This window comes from Serratia sp. AKBS12 (assembly GCF_024793895.1).
GTDB lineage: Bacteria > Pseudomonadota > Gammaproteobacteria > Enterobacterales > Enterobacteriaceae > Serratia_F.
The window spans coordinates 158,068-176,044 of record NZ_JANUSB010000007.1 but is presented as its reverse complement, the minus strand read 5'-3'; the positions used below and the strand labels follow the sequence as shown (position 1 = coordinate 176,044).

General features: G+C 53.9%; 17 protein-coding genes, 1 tRNA gene, 1 other RNA gene and 1 pseudogene. 8 read left to right on the top strand and 12 right to left on the bottom strand.

All coding sequences use genetic code 11. The features are described from left to right. Positions 1–294: 294 nt before the first annotated feature. From NYE85_RS05410 to NYE85_RS05390, 5 genes are all read right to left on the bottom strand, one after another. A non-coding RNA gene (locus NYE85_RS05410) (RtT sRNA) lies at positions 295–424 on the bottom strand. 36 nt (positions 425–460) lie between these two features. Beyond that, positions 461–537 (bottom strand) — tRNA-Pro (locus tag NYE85_RS05405). 116 nt (positions 538–653) lie between these two features. Further along, positions 654–2,393 (bottom strand): kdo(2)-lipid A phosphoethanolamine 7''-transferase, encoded by a 1,740-nt coding sequence (eptB, locus tag NYE85_RS05400; protein ID WP_259003568.1) that lies wholly within the window; start codon positions 2,391–2,393, stop codon positions 654–656. Between the two features lie 220 nt (positions 2,394–2,613). After that, entirely contained in the window at positions 2,614–3,039 is a 426-nt protein-coding gene (locus NYE85_RS05395; protein WP_259003567.1) for an organic hydroperoxide resistance protein, read from the bottom strand. Positions 3,040–3,198: 159 nt separating this feature from the next. Continuing rightward, a complete protein-coding gene (locus tag NYE85_RS05390) occupies positions 3,199–3,663 on the bottom strand; it encodes a MarR family winged helix-turn-helix transcriptional regulator (protein WP_259003566.1) in 465 nt (154 codons plus the stop codon). Positions 3,664–3,769: 106 nt separating this feature from the next. On the opposite strand from NYE85_RS05390, the gene NYE85_RS05385 reads away from it, so the two are divergent. Then, positions 3,770–4,378 (top strand): HD domain-containing protein, encoded by a 609-nt coding sequence (locus NYE85_RS05385; RefSeq protein WP_259003565.1) that lies wholly within the window; start codon positions 3,770–3,772, stop codon positions 4,376–4,378. Between the two features lie 672 nt (positions 4,379–5,050). Further along, entirely contained in the window at positions 5,051–5,800 is a 750-nt protein-coding gene (locus NYE85_RS05380; RefSeq protein WP_259003564.1) for an NAD(P)-dependent oxidoreductase, read from the top strand. Here the strand turns inward: NYE85_RS05380 and NYE85_RS05375 are convergent. The 5 genes from NYE85_RS05375 to NYE85_RS05355 all read right to left on the bottom strand — a co-directional run bounded on the left by NYE85_RS05375 (position 5,797) and on the right by NYE85_RS05355 (position 10,822). Then, complete coding sequence (locus tag NYE85_RS05375; protein WP_259003563.1) at positions 5,797–7,245, bottom strand: carboxylesterase; 1,449 nt, start codon at positions 7,243–7,245, stop codon at positions 5,797–5,799. The two genes, NYE85_RS05380 and NYE85_RS05375, sit on opposite strands and share 4 nt — an antisense overlap. Before the next feature lie 100 nt (positions 7,246–7,345). Beyond that, positions 7,346–7,969: a histidine phosphatase family protein gene (locus NYE85_RS05370; protein WP_259003562.1), complete on the bottom strand. Its 624-nt coding sequence runs from the start codon at positions 7,967–7,969 to the stop codon at positions 7,346–7,348. 109 nt (positions 7,970–8,078) lie between these two features. Next, positions 8,079–8,534 carry a cyclophilin-like fold protein gene (locus NYE85_RS05365; RefSeq protein WP_259003561.1) on the bottom strand — a complete coding sequence of 152 codons (456 nt, stop codon included), beginning with the start codon at positions 8,532–8,534 and terminating at the stop codon, positions 8,079–8,081. A 52-nt stretch (positions 8,535–8,586) separates the two neighbouring features. After that, on the bottom strand, positions 8,587–9,615 hold the full coding sequence (locus tag NYE85_RS05360) for an alpha/beta hydrolase (protein ID WP_259003560.1): 1,029 nt from the start codon (positions 9,613–9,615) through the stop codon (positions 8,587–8,589). Between the two features lie 10 nt (positions 9,616–9,625). Continuing rightward, positions 9,626–10,822, bottom strand: a complete 1,197-nt coding sequence (locus NYE85_RS05355; protein ID WP_259003559.1) for an MFS transporter — start codon at positions 10,820–10,822, stop codon at positions 9,626–9,628. A gap of 231 nt (positions 10,823–11,053) precedes the next feature. On the opposite strand from NYE85_RS05355, the gene NYE85_RS05350 reads away from it, so the two are divergent. From NYE85_RS05350 to NYE85_RS05340, 3 genes are all read left to right on the top strand, one after another. Beyond that, positions 11,054–11,971, top strand: coding sequence for a LysR family transcriptional regulator (locus NYE85_RS05350; RefSeq protein WP_259003558.1), 918 nt, complete (start codon positions 11,054–11,056; stop codon positions 11,969–11,971). Positions 11,972–12,119: 148 nt separating this feature from the next. Further along, positions 12,120–12,896 (top strand): MBL fold metallo-hydrolase, encoded by a 777-nt coding sequence (locus NYE85_RS05345; RefSeq protein ID WP_259003557.1) that lies wholly within the window; start codon positions 12,120–12,122, stop codon positions 12,894–12,896. A 128-nt stretch (positions 12,897–13,024) separates the two neighbouring features. Then, positions 13,025–13,987 (top strand): GlxA family transcriptional regulator, encoded by a 963-nt coding sequence (locus tag NYE85_RS05340; protein ID WP_259003556.1) that lies wholly within the window; start codon positions 13,025–13,027, stop codon positions 13,985–13,987. Between the two features lie 262 nt (positions 13,988–14,249). On the opposite strand, the gene NYE85_RS05335 is transcribed toward NYE85_RS05340, so the two are convergent. Beyond that, positions 14,250–14,618: a nitrogen fixation protein NifS gene (locus NYE85_RS05335; RefSeq protein WP_259003555.1), complete on the bottom strand. Its 369-nt coding sequence runs from the start codon at positions 14,616–14,618 to the stop codon at positions 14,250–14,252. Between the two features lie 263 nt (positions 14,619–14,881). Then, positions 14,882–15,013, bottom strand: a pseudogene (gene rhuM, locus NYE85_RS05330) (RhuM family protein); the annotation flags it as partial. Positions 15,014–15,090: 77 nt separating this feature from the next. On the opposite strand from rhuM, the gene NYE85_RS05325 reads away from it, so the two are divergent. The 3 genes from NYE85_RS05325 to NYE85_RS05315 all read left to right on the top strand — a co-directional run bounded on the left by NYE85_RS05325 (position 15,091) and on the right by NYE85_RS05315 (position 17,923). Continuing rightward, positions 15,091–15,525 (top strand): hypothetical protein, encoded by a 435-nt coding sequence (locus NYE85_RS05325; protein ID WP_259003554.1) that lies wholly within the window; start codon positions 15,091–15,093, stop codon positions 15,523–15,525. Beyond that, complete coding sequence (locus NYE85_RS05320) at positions 15,522–15,776, top strand: ogr/Delta-like zinc finger family protein (protein ID WP_259003553.1); 255 nt, start codon at positions 15,522–15,524, stop codon at positions 15,774–15,776. Before NYE85_RS05325 ends, NYE85_RS05320 begins: the two co-directional genes overlap by 4 nt. A 737-nt stretch (positions 15,777–16,513) precedes the next feature. After that, the gene (locus NYE85_RS05315) at positions 16,514–17,923 is read left to right on the top strand and encodes a reverse transcriptase domain-containing protein (RefSeq protein ID WP_259003552.1); all 1,410 of its coding nucleotides are present in this window, start codon (positions 16,514–16,516) and stop codon (positions 17,921–17,923) included. The last annotated feature ends 54 nt before the right edge of the window (positions 17,924–17,977 follow it).

Here is a 17,977-nt window from a genome sequence, read left to right as displayed (position 1 = left end):
TTTGGCGACCGATTATTGCGACGCAGCGCTACAGGGCAGGGATACGGGCAACGCGTTGCCTTTGGCGGGCATTTCGTGGCCGGCAAAACAAGCTGACCAACGGGCGTAAAAAAACCGCTTAAAAGCGGGTTTCTTTAAAATGGTCGGCGAGAGAGGATTACGCACATCTGCGATGCTTGCCCTGCGGGCCAACGCCAAAGCGTTGTTCAAAACTGTTCCCGACAGTTTTGTCTGCATCCTCTTATAAAATCCGGACGAAAAAAAACCTGCTTTAAAAGCAGGTTTTTCGAATGATGGTCGGCGAGAGAGGATTACGCGCATCTGCGATGCTTGCCCTACGGGCCGTTGCTAAAGCAACGTGGTCTCGCTACGCTCGGCTCAAACCTCCTTCGGAGGTTCTCATCCTCTTATAAAATCCGGACGAAAAAAAACCTGCTTTAAAAGCAGGTTTTTCGAATGATGGTCGGCGAGAGAGGATTCGAACCTCCGACCCACTGGTCCCAAACCAGTTGCGCTACCAAGCTGCGCTACTCGCCGATGCGGGGCGCATCTTACTGCTGGCGTACCAGAGCGTCAATCACTTTTTTATTCCCCTACGCCAAGTGGTGATAAAAGCGCCGCATTAGCGAAAAAACCGGCGCCGGAAGGGAAAATTACGGCTTGGCCACTGCGGCAGGCGCCGGTGCCGACGGCGCTGGCGACGCCTTGGCCGATTCCGCAGCCGCATTCGGGTTATGACACCAGTTGTTCCTGGCGACGATGCCGCCATCCGGCGAGGTATAACCCAGACAGCCGAGAATGGTATCGAACAGTTCAACGTGGCGATGGCTCTTGCCAATCCGCTGCTGCGCCTGCAACTGTTCGAACGCGCTGCGGTGATTCGCATCCTCCAGATACTTGTCGGACGCCCACACGATCATCGGTACGCGGAACTGTTCGGGCGGTGCCATTTCGCGCGGCGTGCCGTGCAGGTGCGAGTTCTCACCGATCGACTCGCCGTGGTCGGCCGCGTAGAACACGATCGCTTTCTTGTCACGCACCTGGTCGATCACCTTATCGATAAAGGTATCGGTATACAGCACGGTGTTGTCATACGCGTTGATCAGCTGATTTTTCGAACAGAAATCATCTACGCCCATGCATTCTGGCTGGTAACGGGCGTATTCGCGCGGATAACGCTGTGAATACAGATAATGTGAGCCTTTGGTATGTAGAATCACCAGGTGCTTGCCTTGCGGGTAGCGCTTCAGTGACTCCTTCATCTCATTCACCAACAGCATGTCATCAACCGACTTGCCGTCGTTACGCTTTTCGGAAGCGATCATTTCACGGAAAGAGTAATTGTTGACGTCGGTGTTGTTGTAGAACCACACCTCGCTCTGCATGGCGAACAGCTCGGAAGTGAAACCAAGCTCTTTCAACACTGCAAAAATATTCTGCTCTTTCAAGGTACGCTGCGGGTTGTCGGAGGTACCGCCTTCACGCACGAACATGCAACGCAAGGAGAGTTTGGTCGAGGTATCGCAGGATTCGCCACGGAACGCCACCAGGTTCTTCTCTTTGGACAGCTTCGGCGTGGTATCACGATCGTAGCCCAGCATGCCCATGTGATCCCAGCGGGTGGTTTCGCCAATGATAAATACTACATAGGTATCGTCGATGCCCGGCGGCGCCACATAGGTGAAGTTCTTGGCTGGATCGAACATGTTGGCGGCATCCTGGCTTTCATCGTAGCGGGTGTAGGCAAACAGCCCCAGCGCCGAAATCCAGTTGGATGGCAGGTATGAGTGCGCCACCACCCCGCCGTAGCTCGGCAGATCGATATTGGTGATCTTTTCCTGCGCGCTCTGCTCTTTATCCAGCGTACGCAGTGGCAACCACACCAGCGCCACCACCGCCAACAGCACCAACAGCGGCTTCAGGCGATGGCCCGGGGTTTTCAGCTGTTCAATCAGCGTATAGCGCAGCGTGTTTTTCCAGATCAGCAGCAGCGGCAACGCGCTGACCACGATCATCCACAGCGCGAAATGCATGCCGATCACTTCTTTCGACAAATCGATGTCGGTGGTCATTACCGAAACGATAATGCCGTAGCCAATCACCACGTTGAAGAAGGTCATGTAGTAACTGGCGGCGACCGATATCAGCACCAGCAGCGAGGCGACGATGCGGTAAAACAGCCGGCCACCAAGCGACACCAGCCGCATGATAAAGAAGGTGAATAGAACGATGGCGATAACTTCCGTTACCGCGGAAATAACCTTGATCCCCTGAATGCCGTGCGTAAATGAATCAAAACGACGATAGAAAACGGACAGGTTTAAAAATATGCCGATATAGATCGCTAACAATAACGATAAATTCTGCTGTGATAGCGATTTAACTTTGTTCATGTAACGCGGTGGCTCCGGGGACTTTTTAACAGTTCTGAAACAGTCAGACACTCGATGCGGCGGCAGGTTCAGCCGATCGGCAATAAGCGCTATTTTTGAGGCAAGAATCAAGAGATTTCTCAAAAAATCGGCATTTTTTAGCGTTTTCTGTAATGACGATTGCCGAGCAGATGAGAGAGAAAGGGAGGGTTGCCCCTCCCGATGTCTTTGGACGAGCGGTTTATTTTACGTTCAGCGTGACGTCGATATTGCCACGGGTGGCATTGGAGTACGGGCACACGACGTGCGCTTTCTTCACCAGATCTTCCGCTACGCTACGCTCAATGCCCGGTAGGCTGATATCCAACTGCACTTCGATACCGAAGCCATTGGGGATTTCGCCAATGCCGACGGTGCCTTCGATAGCCGCATCGGCCGGGATTTTAACCTGTTCCTTAGACGCAACAAACTTCAACGCACCCAGGAAGCACGCAGAATAACCTGCGGCAAACAGCTGTTCCGGGTTGGTAACTTCGCCGCCGGCGCCGCCCATTTCCTTCGGCACGCCGAGTTTGACATCCAACACGCCGTCAGATGACGTCGCACGGCCGTCACGGCCACCGGTGGCTTTTGCATGAGCGCGGTAAACGACTTTTTCAATAGACATGCTTGATTCCTTCTTTCGAGTGGGTGGTTACGGTCGACGGGAAAAAACTCCACGCCGGCCATTAGATTTATCGCGATTAAATCGCGTGCTATATATATCCAGAACCTATTTTAGTGTAGACGACGATTAACCATCGTGCGTTCTACACCGGCGGTTAGCTCAAAGCTGGTTGATTAACCTGTTGCGCAGTTTTTCCAACTGTTGCTTGATGCTGCTCACTTCGTCCAGACTGCAGTCGGTGGCGCACATCACCGCTTCCGGTATCGAACGGGCCTTTTCGCGTAACGCGTGCCCGGCGTCAGTCAGCGCAATGATCACCTGCCGTTCGTCGTTAACCGCGCGATAGCGCAGCAACAGGCCGGCGGCCTCCAACCGCTTCAACAACGGCGTCAGCGTGGCGGAATCGAGAAACAGGCGTTCGCCAATATCCGACACCGTGATTTCATCCCGTTCCCACAGCACCAGCATCACCAGATATTGTGGATAGGTGAGATCGAGCTGGTTCAACAGCTTGCGATAAACCTTGTGCAGCGCCAAATTGGCGGAGTACAGGGCAAAACACATCTGCTGATCCAGCAGCAGCATGTTTTTCGCATTGATTGGGTCGTAGTGATTGTCTTTCATGGTTCGACTATAGATAGTGCGCTATGTAATCGCAAACTATTTTTTTGCCACTGTGCTATTTTTTAAGCATGGAACCGCAGCGCATGGCGCTAGAGGAGGAAAGGATATGTCGAGCACATTGGTAGAACGCGCACGCCGCTACGCCACCAAGGCGCATGCGGCCATCGATCAGCGCCGTAAATACACCAACACCCCATATATCGTCCACCCGCAGGCGGTGGTGGAAATCGTTCGCAGCGTGCCGCACACCGACGAAATGCTGGCGGCAGCCTGGCTGCACGACACGGTAGAAGACACCCCCACCACGCTGGCGGATATCGAAAGCCATTTTGGCCAACCGGTGGCGGAACTGGTTGGTATGCTGACCAACGTCAGCGAAGCCGGCAGTGGTAACCGCTTTGAGCGCAAGAATCGCGATCGCCGCCACAGCGCCAACGCTTCACCACCGGCAAAAACCATCAAACTGGCGGATTTGATCGACAATACCCGTTCGCTGCTGACCTATGACAGCCATTTCGCCCGCACCTACCTGATCGAGAAACAGCGACTGCTCGACGTACTCACCGAAGGCGATCCCACACTGTGGCGCCAGGCCAGCCATATCGTCGAACACGGGCTGGCGATGCTGCGACTGCCACCGCACAACGTGCCCGACAGTTGGTTTGAACACGTGCGCCAGCGTTACCTGGACAGTGAACACGCCGAACGGGGCTAAGCGTTTAGCCGCCGGATTGCAGACTGGTACCGCTGCTGCGAATGGCATCCCGATACCAGTAAAAACGCGTTTTGCGGCGACGCGCCAGGCAGCCTGCGCGGCCAGCACCCGTAGCATGCCGGTACCGATGCCAGCGATCGACACGCTGCCCCCGGCAAACGCATAATCATAAGGTAATCTAATTAAAAAATCATTTTAGTAACTGGCTAATGGCATTGAACCACACTCCTTTCTGCGTGAATATCCCGCCAAACCGCAACGGCGCGGTGCAGGAATTCACTGATGGTTGATTGGCAGGGTTTAAAACATTTTGTGGTTCTGGCCCGTACCGGTTGATTGAGCACCGCGGCACGAGAACCGGGTTGCGTTCATGCCACCGTCGGGCAAGCTGGGTGCTACCGTTTTACCGACGTTCGTTACCGATGACGACCCACTGTTAATAAAACGGCCCACCGCCCTACCCGCACCAACGCACGAATTGTAGCTGGTGCCCTACCCCGATCTGGCGCAAGCGCCAGCCATTCGTTCGGTGATGGCGCTGTGGTCCAACAGCGTGGCGCAGAGTTACCCAATTTCACGCTAAAACATCAGTTAAATTAATATTATCTGGACAAAAATAATTCAGCGGGCTAATACTGGGCCTCTGCGTAATTTGTTTAGGATGGAAACACCATGGCATTGCGTTCTGAGATGGGCAGGATTTTGATCACCGGCGCTGCTGGCCGCGTTGCGACAGCATACCGGACGGCAATGGCAGGCCGTTATCCACTGAGGCTGGCAGAACGGGACACCAACCTATTGCGCGATATCGGAGCCAACGACCAGGTGCTGGCCTTTGACATCACCGACCTGCAAGCCTGCCGCGCTGCCTGTGCCGGTATTGATACCGTGCTGCACCTGGCGGCAGATCCGTCACCGGACGCTGATTTCTGCGACTCGTTGAAAGACAACAATATTCTTGGCACCTTTAATATCTTCCGCGCCGCCAAGGATGCCGGCTGCCGGCGCGTGGTATTCGCCAGCAGCGCCCAGGCGGTAGAAGGCTATCCGCTGGATTATCAGGTACGGCCGGACGATGCACCACGACCGAAGAATCTGTATGGCGTCAGCAAAGCGTTTGGCGAAGGCATCGCCGCCTACTTTGCCCATCAGGAAGGCCTGTCCGCCCTGTCGGTACGCATCGCCAACTTCACCACGCTGTGCGCCGATCGGCAGCTCAGCGCCCGCGACATGAGCGCCTTTCTCAGCCACCGCGACGCCGCCGATCTGCTCGATCGCTGCATTCGCGTCACCGACGTCTCCTACGCAGTGGTACACGGCGTTTCCAACAACCGCTACCAGCGCCTGTCACTGGAAGAAACTCGCCAACTGCTCGATTATCAACCGCAGGATGATGCCTTTGCCCTGCTCGGCTTTGCCTAAAGCTTGCTGTCGATACGCTGCAACAGGTACGGGAAGAACGGGTTGGAGGCAAGGCGCATCAGCGAATCCATATCGACCACCAATACCGAACGCTCGCCACGCGCGGCAATGGTGCCGAGGCTGATGCCAAATTCGGCACGCTGCGCCGGATAACGGCCGTATAGCGAATCGTCGATCGGAAACGGCAACGCCACATGCGACAGCGAATAGATGTCCGCCGGGTAGGCAAGGCCGAGCGGCTGTTGGCGTTCCACCACCGCACCGGCCTCGGTAATACGCGCTACCGCGTCGCTGCTTTCCGGCGATCGATTGGCGATCACCGTGGAGCGGTAGCGACGCGGCGGTGGTGGCAACAGCTGGTTTACCGCATCGGCGGCATTGGGTCGCAGCAGCGGGCCAAAGTTCACCGTGCGGTTAACGTCAAACAGCACCAGCTCACTGCCGTTGGCCGGCAAGACGTTATACAGCGCGCGGATCACCGCCCGGGTACTGACGGTGGAGTCCATCACCGATTGAAAGGTCAACACCGGCGGCAATGCCGCCAGCTTGCCATCGCGGCCAAGCCGGGCGACCTGCTGTTGCAGCGCATTACTGAGCAAATAGGACTGACGCGCGCCGTTGACCGGGAATGAATTGTATTTAAACGGATTGAATTCCGGCAATATGCCGAGCCACGCCGCTTTGGCGAACGCCGGGAACACCGCTGGCCAACCGGCGATGCCAGCAAAGCGGGCGAAGTGGGTGACGCCTATCATCGGCGAAATTAAAATCAGCCGCTGTGGCGGTGCCAGCTCGGGATCTTCCAGCGCATCCAGCGCATATTTCATCGCCAATGCACCGCCGTTGGAAAAACCGACGATATGCAACGGCTTGTCGGCGCCGATACGCTTACGCGCTTCGCGCACCGCCAGCCGGGTTGCCGCCAGCCAGTCCTGCCAGTCAATGGCGGTCAACGCGCCCGGTACCGTGCCGTGCGCCGGCAGGCGAATGCCGACGGCAACAAAGCCGTGCTGCCGGTAATTGTCGGCAATATGCCGCAGGCTATACGGTGAATCGGTCAGCCCATGCAGCAACACCACCGCGCCGCGCGGTTCCCCCGCTGGTAACAGTTGATAAGAACGATTCCAGTCACGGGCAAAACTCCCGGGGTAAATCGGGCTACCGCTAAAATAGCGGTTCAAAGGAATGCGTTCGCCAGCCTCCAGCCGATCGCTGACGTTGGTTTTCACCTCGGCAAACACCCGCTGTTCGGCTGCCAGATAGGCCGGCCAGTCGGCGCCGTCCAGTTCGGCACCGCTCATTTCGTGTGGTACAAAAGTATGCCACGGCTCCAGCGCCGGACCGCGCTGGGTGTCGTAAACCCGTACGGCAAGCAGCGTGATCAGGATCGTCACCAAGACCAGCGTCAGTCGTTTGATCCATTTAGCGATCGCCTTGGAAGGCATCTGTGCTCCTGATACGGGGTTTACGGTTATTGGCGGTGATTATATACAAGATTACCGCCAGGGGGTGACGGGCGGCAATGGCGGGAATACGCGCCGACGGTCAGATCGGCGATTGGCGCAATGCGCGCAGATGGGTGGCGATGCCCCAATGTTGCAGCGCCAGTTCGCCGTCGGTGGCGTCAATAATCGAATACCCACAGTTGAGGTGGCCATATTTGCCGGTTTCTTCTCGCGGGTTGGCCCCCTGCAAATGCCAGATCAGCGACTGTAGCGCATGGCTGTGGGTTACCACGCCGACGGTGGCACTCTCGCCAAGCGCATACTCGCCAAAAAATGACAATAAACGCTGCACCACCTGCATCGCCGACTCGCCCTGTGGTGCAGCCACTGTCGGCACGCCGGTAAAAATACGCTTAACCCCATCGGGATCGCAGGAAAAAACCTGATGATAGGGCTGCCCCTGGTAACAGCCGAAATGCTGTTCGCACAAACGATCGTCGCTGCTGACGGTACAGTGGCAATGGGCAGCCAGCGCCTGCGCGGTAGTCATCGCACGACCGGCCGGTGAACTGACGATGTGAGAAAAGGCGCAATCTTTCAAGGTGGCCATTAACGCGGCGATCTGGCGATGGCCGTCGGCAGTGACCGGGCTATCCAGTTGTCCCTGGATGATCCCGTCCCTGTTTCCTTGCGATTCAGCATGCCTGACGACGATAAAGCGCATAGCCCCTCCTCCGTGATGAAGGTAACTATAGACCATGCGGCTAAAATGAGGGGCGCGGTGACAAACCGCGTTTGGCAACCGGCGCCGACGCAAGAGCGCAAGCGCTGCATCAGCGGAGACCTTGGCGTGCGGAAAACGCAACCGCCACGCTGTGCCTGCCAACGGCGGTTGCCAACGCGTGCGGATCGATCACCTTGCCAATCGGGGTGTAGCGGTACGGTGAGGAAAAAGAGTGATAGAACAGTACCAGCGTATTCGAGCCATACAGCATCAAATCGCCGGCATGAATGTTGCCGGGTCGCTGCGGGTTGTTGGGCAATGCCTGCGGCAGATCGACAAACTTTTCGTTGCCATTCAATTCGGTCATTTCTACCTGCAGTGGCAAGCCGTTGAGCAGCGCTTTCGCCGTCGGGTTGTCGAACAACTGCACCTCGAAACTCTGCTGATTAATCTGCATGTTGACCGTCATCACCGGCTCCGCACGGGGTTGAACTGAAATGCCATAGGCAGCGGCGTGGGCGCTGCTCCATGCCAGCACAAGCAATAACACACGACGGTATTTCATCACTCCTCCTGTGTGAGAGCGGCCACGCCACACCTGGCGCAGCCGGGGCAGATTACTGCAAATTGCGGTTAAAGAACGCGCTCAGCTTGGCAAACGGGATCAGATCGGTGCGGTCGTACAGGTCGACGTGACCGGCTCCCGGCACGATGTACAGCTCTTTCGGCTGGCCGGCGCGCCGGTAGGCGTCTTCGCTGAATTCCTTCGAATGTGCCCGATCGCCGGTAATAAACAGCATTGGTCGCGGTGAAATGGTCTCGATATCGTTAAACGGATAGAAGTTGATAAACTTCACGTTGCTGGTCAGCGTCGGGTGCGTCGTCAGCTGTGCCGAGCTGCCCTGCGGGGTAAACTCACCGCGCGCGGTACGATAGAAATCGTAGAACTCTTTCTCGATGGCAGAAGAATTGTCGTCGATTTTATGCACCGTGCCGCTGGTATATCGGGTTTCGCCACCGGTGAACTCCACGTAACGCTGCTGTGCCGCATCGGCGATGATTTTCTTGCGCTGTTCCAGCGTGAGCGAATGGTTCAGCGCATTGCGGTTGGCGGAGCCCATATCGTACATGCTGACGGTGGCAATCGCCTTCATACGCGGATCGATTTTCGCCGCGCTGATGACAAAGCTGCCGCTACCGCAGATACCCAGCACGCCGATACGGTCGCGATCGACATACGGGCGCGTACCGAGATAATCCACTGCGGCGCTGAAGTCTTCCGCATAGATGTCCGGTGAAACCGCGTTACGCGGCTGGCCTGCGCTCTCGCCCCAGAAGGACAGATCGATCGCCAGCGTGACAAAGCCCTGTTCCGCCAGCTTTTGCGCATACAGATTCGAACTTTGCTCCTTTACCGCCCCCATCGGATGCCCGACGATAATCGCCGGGTGGCGGGCTTGCTGATTCAGATCGTTTGGCATGAACAGGTTGCCGGTAACCGTCATCTGGTACTGGTTCTTAAAGGTCACCTTTTGCTGGCTGACCTTGGTACTTTTATAAAAATTGTCTGCGCCGTTCGACATATCGGCGCCTATTGCCGCAAACGAGCTGATGAACAGCCCTAACAGCAGGGAAAGTCTTTTCATCGGTAGATCCTCAGTGGGTTTGTTGGGTATCTTTACGTGACGTCAATAACGTCAACATCGCTGCCAGCAGCAATAACATGCCGCTGACTGCAAAAGTGCTTTGGTAACCAAAATGGTCAAATGCCAGTCCACCAACGGTGGAACCCACGGCAATCGACAGCTGCACCATGGCCACCATCAGACCGCCGCCCGCTTCGGCGTCGTTCGGCAAGGTTCTGGCGATCCAGCTCCACCACCCGGTAGGGGCGGCGGTGGCGATCAGCCCCCACAGGCCAAGCAGCGGCGCCACTATCCACAGGCTATGACCAAAGGCGATCAGCGTGGCGGCAATCACCGCCATCAACAGCGGGATGGCAATCAGCGTCGGGTAGAAACCGGCATGCAGAAAACGCCCGATCAGCAGCGTGCCAATAACGCCCATCACACCGATGACCAGCAGCATCAACGACAGCGTGGCGATATCTACCCGGGTGACCGTTTCCAGAAACGGCCGCAGGTAGGTGAATAACGCAAACTGGCCCATAAAAAACAGACCGCAGGCCGCCAGGCCCACCGTCACCAGCGGGTTGGCAAACAGACGAAAAACGCTGCCGTCGCGCTTGGCGTTATGGTCCGCGGTCATCGCCGGCAGGCTGAACCACTGCCAGATAAAGGCCAGCGCCGCCACCGGCACCAGACAGAAGAATGCGCCACGCCAGCCGATAACCGAGCCCAGATAACTGCCGAGCGGTGCCGCAATGACCGTTGCCAAGGCATTGCCGCCGTTGAAAATCGCCAGCGCACGCGGCACCTGATGCTTCGGCACCAGGCGAATCGCCGTGGCGGCCGACAGCGACCAAAAGCCACCGATGGCAATGCCTATCAATGCACGACCCATCATGTAGATCGCATAGTTGGCCGCCAGTGCAATCACCGCGCCGGACACTGCCATCAATGCGGTCATGCCCAACAGCAGCAGTTTGCGGTTAAGATTGCCGGCCAGCGTTGAAATCGACAGGCTGGTCAGCACGGCAAACGCGCCGGAAATGGCAATACCCTGTCCCGCCAAACCTTCGCTGACGGATAAATCTCCGGCGATCGGCGTCAGCAGACTGACGGGCATAAATTCCGATGCCACTAACGCAAATACGCACAGCGTCATGGCAAACACCCCACTCCAGTAGGCATGCAGGTTATGGCGCGGTGCGTCATTCGATAATGTGGACATAAAACGCTACCTCCGAATCAGCCTGCGGCCGTTTTCAGGCAAGCCGGGGCCGGACGCTATTCACGGGAATAACGTCAAACAATGAATGTAAAAAGAAGACGTGAGTCAGAGCGTTTATTTGCCGTCACGTCATGCTTATTGGAATTTTTACACGCGGGGAGTAGGCTGACTAGCTAATGAATGCTTAATGAGCTTATAAGCTATAGTTATTAATAATCCAGGAGATGGCCGATGAAACGCAACCTCAACGATCTGCTGTATTTTATTACTGTCGCCCGTGAAGGCAGTTTCACCCGCGCCGCCGCGCAATTGGGCGTGACCCAGCCCGCCCTCAGCCAGGCGATCTCGGGGCTTGAAGAACGCATGCAGATCCGCCTGTTGACGCGCACCACCCGCAGCGTGTCGCCCACCGCCGCCGGAGAACGGCTGTTACAGGCCATTGGCCATCGCATCGATGAAATTGAAAGCGAACTGGACATGTTGACCGAACTGCGCGACAAGCCGGCGGGAACGGTACGGATCACCTGCGGGCCGAATGTGCTGCGCACCACGCTATTGCCGAAATTGACGCCGTTGTTGCATGAGTACCCGGACATCCATGTCGAATTCGACGCCAACCACGGGTTTCGGGATATTGTCGCCGACCGTTTTGATGCCGGCGTGCGTCTTGGCAATACCATCGACAAGGATATGATAGCCATCCCGATCGGCCCCAAGCTGCGCATGGCCGCCGTGGCGTCGCCGGACTATTTTTCCCGCCATCCGCTGCCGCAGACCCCGCAGGAACTGACGCGGCATCAGTGCATCAACCAGCGCATGGTCCGATCCGGTGGGCTGTACGTCTGGGATTTTGATCAGGACGGCGGCGATCTCAACGTGCGCGTCAGCGGGCAGCTGACGTTCAATACCTCGGAGCATATCGTTGACGCCGCACTGGCCGGGCTCGGGATCGCCTTTCTGCCGGAGGAGGAGTTTGGCACCCATATCGCCGACGGGCGTCTGATCCGCGTGCTAGAACCCTGGTGCCGGCCGTTTCCGGGATATTACCTGTACTATCCCAGCCGCAAGCAACCTTCGCCGGCGTTTTCACTGGTGGTCGAGGCGCTGCGTGTCAGGCAAAAACGGCAACCTGCCGCCGGCGCCAGATAATGCCGGTAATTGACCCAAATCCATCGTTATTTGACCTCCGGGCCACTGACGCCGCTCGGCCACCGTTCTTATACTGACTCCATGGTAATGCGCCGCCTGCCGTCTGGCACCGCGGCGGCATAGTAAACCCCTTTACTGGAGCAATAAGATGAAACTGACCCAAATTCGTAACGCCACGCTGCTGCTGGAATATGGCGGCAAAAAATTCCTCATCGATCCGATGCTGGCTGACCAGGCAGCCTGGCCCGGCTTCCCGAATACCGCACGTTCGCACTTGCGTAACCCGCTGGTAGCACTGCCGGTGGCGCTTGATGCGCTGCTGGATGTCGATGCCGTGATTGTCACCCATACCCACCAGGATCACTGGGATGAAGCCGCACAGCAGGCCATCGCCAAAGATACGCTGATTTTTACCCAGCATGCCGACGACGCCGCGCTGATCCGCGCCCAGGGCTTTAAACAGGTTCGCGTGCTGGACGACAGCAGCGAATTTGCCGCTATCACCATCATAAAAACCGGCGGCCAGCACGGCAGTGACGACGCCTATGCCAACCCTCAACTTGCCGCCCTGCTGGGCGACGCCTGCGGCCTGGTGTTCCAACATCCGGATGAAAAAACGCTGTATATTGCCGGTGATACCATCTGGGTGCCGCCTTACGTCGACAGCCTGACGCGCTGGCAACCGGAGATCGTGGTGCTGAACGCCGGCTTTGCGCAGATTGACGGCTTCGGCGCGATTATCATGGGCAAGGAAGACGTTCTGCGAACTCACCAACTGCTGCCGCAGGCGACGATTGTGGCCTCACATATGGAAGCAGTGAATCACTGCATCCTGAGCCGTCAGGAACTGCGCGAATACGTTGATCAACACGGGATACAGAACAGCGTACTGATCCCGGCCAACGGCGAAAGCTGTATATTCTAAGACAGGCCTGCGGCGCGCATCGCCGGGTGCATATCTAGGAGCGTGGCGTAACCTGCGTTGCGCGTCCGGCGGCCAACGCGCCTTGCCGACAAATCAGGGTCTGCCGACTGCAAACAGGACATTAAAACATGCCTACTCTATCCGTTGCCGTTATCGCTACGCCGGGCTTCAGTCCGTTTCATTTCTCGGTACCCTGCATCATCTTCGGCCAGGCAATGCCAGCCCCCAACCTGGTTGAGTTGCAGATTTGCGCCGAGCACCCCGGCGTGGTGCATTCAGATATTGGTATGTCAATCACGGTGGAAAAAGGGCTGGAAGCGCTCGAGACGGCAGATGTGATTATCGTGCCATTCTGGAATCACCCGGAGGTCAGGCCCTCGCAGGCGCTGCTGGATGCGCTGAACGCCGCCTATCGGCGCGGCGCCGAAGTGGTGGGACTCTGTTTGGGCACCTATGTACTGGCCTATGCCGGCCTGCTCGATAACCGCCGTGCGGCAACGCATTGGGAGTTCGAGCGCGATTTTATCCTGCGTTTCCCTGCGGTGCAGCTGGATACCAATGCCCTGTATATTAACGACAACCGGCTGATCACCTCGGCCGGCACCGCCGCCGGCATCGATTGCTGTCTGTATATCTTGCGCAAACATTACGGCAGCGCGCTGGCCAATCGCGTCGCCAGACGGATGGTGATGCCGCCTTATCGCGAAGGCGGCCAGGCGCAGTATATTGAACGCCCGGTACCGGCAACCACCCGCGACGGCCGAATTAACCACCTGCTGGACTATCTGCGGCGCAATCTCGACAAAAACCACTCGCTGGACGCACTGGCCAGCTTCGTCAGCATGAGCCGCCGTACCTTCACCCGGCATTTCATCAAAGCAACCGGCGTCTCGGTGGGTGAATGGCTGAACGCAGAGCGGCTGCAACGCAGCCAGGAACTGCTGGAAACCACCGATCACAGCATAGAGGCGGTGGCGGAACTGGCCGGTTTTCACTCCCCGGTATCGTTTCGCCAGAGCTTCAAAGCCAGGTTTGATATCAGCCCCAGCGAATGGCGACGGGCGTTTCGCGGCACGCAGGGCGTGGATTGAAGGGGGTTGCCATCGTCAAAGCTGGTTAAACGCCGATATGCCCCACCCTGGCCTGGCAGTTGATTAGCCACCACAGTTATTCATCACTGACGGCATTACCAAAACAATATGGCTATTAGGCGGAGCCTTAAATAGCAGTGCTTTGCTGGGTATTTACGAGAGAAGCCATGCGCTGCTTTTCTGTGGAAATCATACGTACAGCCTTGACCATCTCCCCCCAACCGAGCAGTATTAATCAGCTCATATTGACGCTATTAAAACGTCATTGAACATGCTCATTACTAATTTCCTTTACTCGCTTAATCACCGAGGTTGCATTATTAGTTACATAATCGAACATGCTCAAATAAACTATGTTTTTCTTATCAAATCCATTGATATAAAACTGATACCGTAAACCAGGCGCACATATCAATAACGTGGCGTTTTTATGTATAAGTTTCTCTATATCTGCCGCTGTATCATCAAGTTCGACCCGCCAATCCACTCCGGTGCACTGCAACTTCCTTTGCAACACAGCAACATATTGATTTGGCTTATATAGCCCAAAAAGCCCGCTTCCCGCACTTGCAATCGGTGAACGACCAATAGTCGGAGATGGATTATAGATAAAGTATATTTTCCCAGTCATACTTATCAGCCTCATGCTTAACCAATTGTCCTTTAGCTAAAAATAACAGATCCAACTTTGGTGTAAAGTCATTATTACCAACATAGCAAAGCAACTTGTATTAGATCGGCGAAGTTTTATTTAAAAGTATAAGTATCATGAGCGTATCGATAAATAAATTATTCCACCGTAATTTTCTTGCCACCGCAGGGGACGTGTTTGATACTTACGTCTGTTTAATCAGTTTATTCTGGCCGCAGTGCAATCCCTAGTACGCTTGTAATCTGCGCTTTTTCATCTGCCGTTTTCTTACTGACAGTACCAGCCCCTTGCAAAACCTCACGGTCGTTAAATTGCAGAAACTGATCCAGCTTATCCTGCCAGTCACGCAGGAACACCTGTTGACGACGCCGCGCCGGAACTGCAAGCGCAGCACCACAGCCGGATTTCCAAGCGGGAGCTGTCGAAAGAATTCGACGGCCTAATTGAAGAAATGGAGCTGGATAAAATGTACCTCCATCTCAGTTGCGGCGGCATTGCCCCGAAGGTGGTGGCCGCACATGAAGCAGCCCTTACGACCTTTGCCGAACATGCGATGGGTAAGGCGGTAGACGCGCTCAGTGCCGCACTTATCAGCCCTGACGTCATCAAGGCTTGCGCGCTGGCGAAGCAGGCTTACAGCGTCTATGGGGATGACCCGATGAAAGTGATTGAACAACGTCTGTTAGGGGCGCTGAGCGGCCATATTCATGCGGCCACGGCACTACAGGGCATTGAGCACCCTGTATTGAACGACATCGGGCTGACGAAGCCGGAAGAAACCGGGGTATTGCCAGAACTGCAAAGCAGCCCAATGCGTCGAATGCAGGTTGCAACTGAGCTGAAAACAAAACGTCAGCGCTTGCAGCAGCAAGGGGCCACATCATGATGCGTTGCCCGCTTTGTACTCATTCTTCTTATACCCGTACCAGCCGTTATGTGACCGAACAAACGAAAGAAGCCTATTATCAGTGCCAAAACATTGTGTGCTCCTGCACCTTTAAAACGGTAGAGAGCGTCGATAAGATTTTATGCCAGCCCATTCAATCGCAAACGGTGACCGTTGATGATTTACCGCTGCCGGAAAAAATGACATTAAATCGCTACCGCCGTTATAGCAGAAATCAAACACTTCACTGATTGAACTGGCCCCGCTGCAATGCTGATTTTGCTGCGGGGCTTTTACCGTTCCCCAAGTCCAAAAACAGCCTTTTTTCTGGCTAGCCTGCCTTAAATCGTGCGTGCATGCATAGGGTGCATGATTTTGCATGAATCCCCCGCCCTCAAAACAGCCGAAACCCCGCGCAGCAAGGGCTTACAGGGCCTCTGTGTCATGCATGAAATGTGCATGATAAAGTCAGAGCGCGTAGGCGAGGGAGTATTGCGCACCTGCGGCAATATGCGCATTTATTTTCGCGACCTATGCACGTCGCTGCGCTGCGCGGATTCGCGGGGTATCGGAGGGTTGTTCGGGGTTGTTCGGGGTTGTTCGGGGTTGTTCGGGGACGTGACGAGCTTCTGAAGCGATTGGGTGAGATGTAAGAAAAAGCCAGTCAGACACGGTGCAAATCAGTCATTTTGGTTATCGAGAGGAAGCTTTTGAAACTGCGTACCTCCTGTGCTGCCCACGCGCTCACTTGGCGTATTTGCCCCTGTAGCGGCCTAGACCCGTTCATACACCTAAACGAAAATCGTCCCACGAATCGGGCAGGCATAGCGGGGAGAGCATTGCACGCTTCAGGCTAAGGGATATATCTCCGTACCAATTATGGACGTTAGTTTGAAGATCAATTGCTTGGCAATGTAACTAAATCTATCCTAATGTATAAAGTGTGAAAAAAGACGTTTATGCATAACCAAATTTTATGAGATAAAAAATGAGCGCCATTGAGCAAAATGAGTTATTTGATGAGCTTTTTTCATCAGAAAATTTACTTAAAACATTTAATGAAAAATTTAGCAATTCGGGTGCTAAGGGTATTGATCGCTTAAATGGGATGCAATACTCACTTAGGTCTCAGAATGATTTGATAAAGACGTCTGAGAAATGTTTAAATGGAAGTTTTCGCTTCAGCCCATATCTTGAAATGTTAAAAAGTAAAGGCAAAGGGAAAAATCCAAGAGTTATTTCAATTCCAACTGTCCGTGACCGTGTCGTTTTAAGACAGTTAAATATATTCCTCTGCAATATATTTCCTGAATATGTACCGAAAAGCGTAGCGTCAACTTATATTAGAGCGTTATCTGCTGATTTTCTATCTTCTAATCCAGATGAGATTTATATTTGCAGTTGCGACATTGAAGGGTTTTACGATAACATAATTAAAGATCGACTGGTTAAAAAACTTTCATCGCGGATAAAATCTAAAAAAGCACTAAACCTAATCGTTCGTTCTTTATTGACACCGACATCCCACATCTCAGCCAAGAGAAATCAGAGGAAAGAGTCTTTTAATAAAGAGAAAGGTGTTCCACAAGGACTTTCAATTTCAAATGTGCTTGCTTCAATTTACATGTCTGATATTGATATTTCAATGAGTTCATATAATGTAAGTTATTATCGATACGTTGATGACGTTCTTATATACGGTGATAAGGAATGCGTATCAAAAGCTTATTTATCAATAAGAAGAAAACTAAAACTAAGAGGGTTAAATACACACCCACCATCGTCTCCAAAGACTCACTTAGGATATCTTAATCAACCTTTCGGGTTTCTTGGATATGTCTTCAATGGGAATGATATAACTGTTAGAGACTCAACTTTAGAGGCATTCTTACAATCTATTGCTGCTAGGTTTAGTGATTTCACCCATAATAAAAACAAAAGACTTAAAAAGCATTCTCATTTGACCATTGATGATTTAAAAGAAATATTTGTAGAGGAGCTAAATGAAAAAATCACAGGTGCAATTAGTGGTAACAAACGATATGGTTGGGTTGCTTACTATTCTAATATAAATGACCTTTCTCTCCTCCACAAGATAGACTTTATTACAAAAGAAATGTTTTCGAGATTGAATGATTTTGATCGTCAATCGCCAAAAGAACTTAAGAAAATATCCAGAGCCTATTACGAAATAAAATTTAACCCACAAGGCGGGTATATTAGAAACTATGACAAAATAGAGACTCTCAAACAAAAAACAGATTTTTTAGTTAGCAGGGGCAGAATTGGTCTTGATGAACGGCTTACCAGAGATCAAATCGAAGAGCGATTTGAACGTTATAAAGCAACAATTTTATCAAGAATGCAAGCAGATGAAGGTGAAATATATCCTAAGTAATGCTATGTTGAACAAGACCGACGCCGACGGTACTTAGACTAGTGATAAGTGCCG